5 protein-coding genes are annotated in these 6,073 nt (G+C 42.6%); 2 read left to right on the forward strand and 3 right to left on the reverse strand.

Annotation, left to right across the window (positions count from 1 at the left end):
* The 3 genes from IH879_18030 to IH879_18040 all read right to left on the reverse strand — a co-directional run.
* Positions 1–821 (reverse strand): glycosyltransferase family 2 protein (locus IH879_18030; GenBank protein MCH7676823.1); only part of this gene is annotated, 821 nt, incomplete at its 3' end.
* Positions 822–829: 8 nt separating this feature from the next.
* A complete protein-coding gene (locus tag IH879_18035) occupies positions 830–1,537 on the reverse strand; it encodes a DUF4292 domain-containing protein (GenBank protein MCH7676824.1) in 708 nt (235 codons plus the stop codon).
* Between the two features lie 163 nt (positions 1,538–1,700).
* Entirely contained in the window at positions 1,701–3,563 is a 1,863-nt protein-coding gene (locus tag IH879_18040; protein MCH7676825.1) for a tetratricopeptide repeat protein, read from the reverse strand.
* 329 nt (positions 3,564–3,892) lie between these two features.
* Between IH879_18040 and IH879_18045 the strand changes: the two genes are divergently transcribed.
* Together IH879_18045 and IH879_18050 are read left to right on the forward strand one after the other, a co-directional pair.
* The gene (locus IH879_18045; GenBank protein MCH7676826.1) at positions 3,893–4,915 is read left to right on the forward strand and encodes an isoaspartyl peptidase/L-asparaginase; all 1,023 of its coding nucleotides are present in this window, start codon (positions 3,893–3,895) and stop codon (positions 4,913–4,915) included.
* Between the two features lie 90 nt (positions 4,916–5,005).
* Positions 5,006–6,007, forward strand: coding sequence for a N(4)-(beta-N-acetylglucosaminyl)-L-asparaginase (locus IH879_18050; GenBank protein MCH7676827.1), 1,002 nt, complete (start codon positions 5,006–5,008; stop codon positions 6,005–6,007).
* Positions 6,008–6,073 lie beyond the last annotated feature (66 nt).

The following is a 6,073-nucleotide window of genomic DNA, read 5'->3' on the forward strand; positions in this document are numbered from 1 at the left end:
AAGAGAAGGGGACGATCGGACAAATACTTCCCTAAAAGCAGACGCTCTACCGCCAGATATGCGCTAATGCCAACTCCAACAGCAAACGAAACAAGACCGATAAGTCCAAACAGATGTAAGGGTCTTTTGGTATAGCGGGTAATAAATAAAACGGTCACCAAATCAAAAAAACCGGCAATAAAGCGTGACGCGCCAAACTTTGTTCTACCGTATTTTCTCGGGTTGTGTTTTACCACAACCTCGCCCACCTTAAATCCCTGCCACTGAGCCAAAACAGGCAGAAAACGGTGCAATTGTCCATATACATTTACAGTTTCGGTAACTTCGCGGCGATAGGCTTTTAGACCGCAGTTCATATCATGGATTCCCAGACCGGTCATTTTCCGGGTCACAAAATTAAATAACTTCGAGGTACTTTTTTTGATAAATGGATCTTTACGGATTTTTTTCCATCCTGAAACCAGGTCAAATCCCTCCTCCAGTTTTTTAACTAAATTGGGGATTTCATAAGGCTCATCCTGTAAATCGGCGTCCAGTGTAACTATAAATTCCCCGCGGGCCTCTTTGAAACCAAGCGCCAGCGCCGCCGACTTGCCATAATTTCTGCGGAACTGGACAACCCGTACTTGTGGATCTTTATTATGCAGCTCACTCAAAACCTGCATCGAGTTGTCTGTTGAACCGTCATCGATGAACAGAAACTCAATTGGCTTCTCAAGTGAACAAACTGCTTTTGAAAGTCGTTCGTGAAGTTCAACCAGCGACTCTTCTTCATTGAAAAGCGGCACAACGATAGAAATTTTTACAGTGCTCTTTGCCATTATACAATTTAATTATGGTTGATCTTTTGCAAATTCCTATCAATTGCCGGCCGCTTTGTATCGCCCCAATAAACCTTCTTTGCATTTTTTGCCGGTTTTATTTTAAATTTTTCTGCGGCAATTTTCTTGTTTATTTTCTGGTTGGTGTAATAGACTGTAATTCGTTCTCGTGCCTGAGGGCGGGTTAGTTTAATAATTTGCGGCAGCACCAGCCCTTTGGTTTTTCGAAGCCGCCTGTACTCTTTTAGCAGAATGGTTTTTCCTTCGGCGTCAATCAGCTGGCTTTTTGTTACAATGTATTTTTCAGGATCAACCTCATATATTAAAGATTGCTGCTCTAATTGGGTTGTAACGACAAATTTTCCTCCCGCGAAAATGAGTTTCGATGTATCGTTGACCACAATTTGATTCAAGCCGGTGAAAACTTCAAACAGTTCGTCTGTATCAATTTCAATTTTCAAAAAATCCCGAAGGTCTAAAGATTCTGCCTCACCATAATAAAGAATATTATCTCGAGGGGCATAGGCGGCAAAAAAGCGCTGATCCAGGAACAATCCCCCGATATCGATTCCAAGGATTGCTTCCGTTTTTACATAAACAGAGTCAGGTAATTTCATGAAAATGTTAGAAAAGCCATTGTAGCTTTTTCCGGGAAGTTCTATAATAACACGGGCTTTTCCTTCAAAACTGTGCAAGTTGTGGAGATTTCGAGCCACCCTTAATTGCAGATCTTCAGGAGTAAAATTTGATAAATTGGGGATTTTCGAAGTCGATGCACAGTTAAGAAACAAAGAAGCGGAGCAGTAAGTGACAAAGAAAAAACCAAACAGGTAAAATCGTCGCAGAAATTTTATCCTCAAAAAGTTAAACTTTATTTAGCTAGTTATTCTGCAATTTTGTCGTCAAGCTTTCCCGATCTGGATCCAACTCCATTGCCTTCTGCCAATTTTCTATCGCCAAATCCATCTGTCCCAGTTTCTCATAAACGTCGCCAAGATGTTCCAAAACTTCCGCAGAACCGCCTCGAATGGCCACGGATTTCTTAATATACTCAAGCGCTTTGTCGTAATCACCCAACTTGTAATAAACCCAGCCAATGGTATCCAAAAACGCGCCGTTCTCAGGGTCAGCTTCCAAGGCTTTGTTGACCATCTCAAGAGCGTCGTCAAGACGTTCGCCACGAACGCTCAGACTGTAGCCATAATTGTTTAAGAGGACCGCGTTATCCGGTTGAATTTTCAATGCTTTTTCATAATACCCGGCACTTTTTTCTCTTTCATCCAGCTCGTCATAAGCGGCCCCTAAAACTCCCATAATTACTGCATTCTCAGGATCATTCTCTAAGGCTACAAGTAGAAATTTAACAGCTTGACTAAACTTCTGTTCTTGAAAAAGCAAATTACCCAAAAAAGTATAATCATTTAAAATACGAGGGTTATCCGGGACGATTTCAACAGCCTTTTCAAAAAATTCATTACTTTTTTTTCTTTCGCCAAGATCATCATAAGCTGCACTTAACACCCCAAGAGTTACCACGTTATCCGGGTCGTTTCGCAGCGATTTGAGCAAAAATTGCACAGCTTCATCGTAGTTCTTTCTTTGAAAAAGCAAATTGCCGAGCACTCGATTTGTGTGGGGAAAGTCAGGGGCAAGGGATTGCGCTTTTCGATAACTCTCTTCGGCTTTTTCTAATTCACCCTTCTGCTGATATACAAAACCAAGGCGAAACCAGGCATCCGGAAGCCGGTCATTTAATTCGATGGTTTTCTCAAAATAAGGGATGCTCTCGGAAAATTTTCCGTCACTAAAAAAGACTTGTCCTAATTTAAAAAAGCCCCGCCATTCATTTGGATGCGTTTCGGTCAAATTTTTATAAATTGACAACGCCCTGGAAGTATCTCCTTTTGTATAATACAAATCTCCTATTCGAATTCTAACGGTCACATCCGTGGAATCGTCACCCGATAAATCTTCATACAACTTTATTGCCCGATCCCAATCTTCTATTGCAATAAGAGTTTGAGCAAATTCGTCTCTTATCCCGGTGAAATGCTGATTTTCTTCATATATTTTTTCGTACCACTCAATTGTGGCGGCTGTATCTTTTTTTGCACTAAAAACAGCGCCAATTGCCAAATACCCTCCTTCGTCCTCCGGGTAAGTGGTAATATATTGTTCAAAAACTTTCTGCGCCTGCTCATACTCCTTTTGTTGAAAATATAAGTTACCTAACTGAAAATGGCTCTCCCGAGAGGCCAGCCCCAGATTCAGCAAATTATCATACAGTTCGGTTGCTTGCTTGGTTTTGTTTTGGCTTAAGTAAAGACTTGCTAAATTGAAGTGAGCATCAACATTTTGTGGATCCAGTCTAAGAATTTCCAGATACTCTTCCGTGGCAAGCTCGACATTGCTCTGTCCCTGATAGATTTTTGCCAGCAGTTGGTGCGTCTCTAAGTAATTCGGATCAATTTTTAAACTTCGCTGCAGCATTTGAAGGGAAGTTTCCAATTTACCGAGGTAAACATAGTCTTTGGCTATGGAGTTGCAAATGGAAGGTGAGTCGGGAGCGTAAATAAAAGCTTCATTGTAAGCAATAAGCGCCTTACTATATTCGCCATTTAAATCAAAAATGGCTCCTTGAATGACAAGCCCGGCAGCCCTGGGGTCGTGATCCGTATTTTTGCCGTTTCCCGCTACATCCTGGGAAAATAAAAGTGCCGGAGTTATTACAGAAAAAGTCAATATGAATAATAAAATAAACACTGCTCTTTTAACGCAACACATCAACATCTAATCATCTATCTCCATATTTTTTAAGGCTCTCAATATACCATAATTTTCGAAAAAATCCAACAAAAAATTGTTCCTGAATATTGACACCAATGGATTTAATTGGTATATTCTCTAAACATTTCCCCTGTCTCAATATTTTGTATTTTATTTGTTTGATAAAATAATCTTTTTAGCAATTGAATCGGAATTTCTCCAGCAACCCTTACATTTATCGGAGATTCGTGGAGAAATCATTATCAGAACTCTTGAGGAAGTATAAAATGACTTTTAATTCTAAGATGCTTGGTTCAACAATTCTGGTATTAGTTATTCTTTTCTTCCAAAGCAAAGAGGCACATTCTCAAAAAACAAATTCAACTTTCGGCATGGTCATTCACGGAGGAGCAGGTACAATATTAAAGAAAAATATGACCCCTGAGCTCGAACAAGCTTATCAAAGTAAGCTTAAAGAAGCTCTTCAGACCGGCTACGATATACTTAAAAATAATGGCAGCAGCATGGACGCTGTCGAAGCCACCATTAATATCCTGGAAGATTCACCACTTTTTAATGCGGGCAAAGGTGCGGTTTTTACCGGCGACGGAACCCATGAGCTGGACGCCTCGATTATGGACGGCAGGACTTTACAAGCAGGCGCAGTTGCCAGTGTGAAGCACGTCAAGAATCCGATCACCCTGGCGCGCCTGGTTTTAGAAAAATCTCCACACGTCATGATGGTTGGGGCCGGGGCGGAAGAATTCGCGGTTCAACACAACCTCGACCGGGTCTCTCAGTATTATTTTTACACCGAAAAAAGATGGAAAAGCCTGCAAAAGCGTAAAGAGTCCGTAGAGGAAAAGACTACGCTGGTTCCGGAAAAAGAAAATATAAAACTGGCTGACAAAGAAAAAGGCACAGTCGGTGCCGCGGCTTTGGACAAAGCAGGTAATTTAGCCGCCGGAACCTCAACGGGAGGCATGACCAATAAAATGTTTGGCAGGGTCGGCGACTCACCGATTATCGGCGCGGGAACCTACGCAAATAATCAAACCTGCGCGGTTTCCGGAACCGGGCATGGCGAATACTTTATGCGTCTCCTGGTTTCTTATGACATTCACGCGTTAATGGCCTATGAAGGCAAGTCATTAAAAGAAGCTGCCAACACCGTAATTATGAAAAAGTTAGAGGAGCTTGGTGGGACAGGCGGAATTATCGCCATCGATAAGGATGGCAACATCGCGATGCCTTTTAATACTGATGGCATGTATCGCGGTTATATTAGAGAAAATGGTGAAACAGTTGTGAAAATTTATAAAAATTAGTCTTTTTCGAAATTCTTTCAGGAGGTTGCCGTGTCAAAAACTTTGAACCGAAGAAAATTCCTAAAGAAAGCCGCCGGAGTCGGGTTAACGATGCCGTTCATCAGTAAATTTCCAGGGGTCGTTATCCCAGGCAGAAGAACAGCGACTAAATTACCGGTTCTGCTCTGCAGTCGCGATGAAGAATGGGGCAAGAAAGTACTCAATCCGGCATGGGATACTTTGCAGCATACAGGCAGCATATTGGACGCGGTAGAAAAAGGTGCGAACGTTGTGGAGTTAGATCCTGAAGATTCTTCAGTTGGTTATGGCGGGCTGCCCAATGAAGAAGGCGTGGTGCAATTGGATGCATCCATTATGTACGGCCCAAATCACAATTGCGGCTCGGTGGCGGCTCTAGAAAATATAAAAACACCTGCCTCAGTTGCACGTTTAGTCATGGAACGCACTGACCACATCCATTTGGTTGGAACAGGCGCCTTGAGATTTGCGAAAATGCACGGTTTTAAGGAAGAGAATCTCCTGACTGAAAAAGCACGGATTCGCTGGCTGAAATGGAAAGAAAACCTGAGCGATAAAGATGATTGGTTGCCGCCGGCAAGTGGTAATTCTGAAAAGAAGCAGGAACGGACCACGGGCACCATAAATGTTTTAGGAATTGACAATGAGGGCAATGTTGCCGGCATCACAACAACCAGCGGCTTGTCATGGAAGATTCCGGGCAGGATTGGAGACTCGCCCATCATCGGCGCCGGTCTCTATGTCGACAATGAAGTCGGCGCCGCCGGCGCAACCGGTCGCGGCGAAGAAGTCATTCGGACCTGCGGAAGTTTTTATGTGGTCGAAAGAATGCGCAGCGGTATGTCACCCCAGGAGGCCTGCGAGGCCATTTGTCAACGAATTATCGATATTAACGGCGGTCCCGAAAATGTTGACTTCAATGATAAATTTGTTGCGGTCAATAAAGAAGGAGAGGTGGGTTGTGCGGCCATCCGCGGTCGAAAAAACAAGAAGCCAATGGTTGCTTACATTAACGAAAGTGGGTTTAAAGCGGTTGGGGGAAGTTATTTAATTGAAGCTCCGGAGCAAGAATAGGAATCAAAATTCAGTTGATTAATTTTTCGGCGTTTCCTATTTTAAATCTACGAATCACTGACGTGC

The sequence above is a fragment of the candidate division KSB1 bacterium genome, from assembly GCA_022562085.1.
GTDB lineage: Bacteria > Zhuqueibacterota > Zhuqueibacteria > Oceanimicrobiales > Oceanimicrobiaceae > Oceanimicrobium.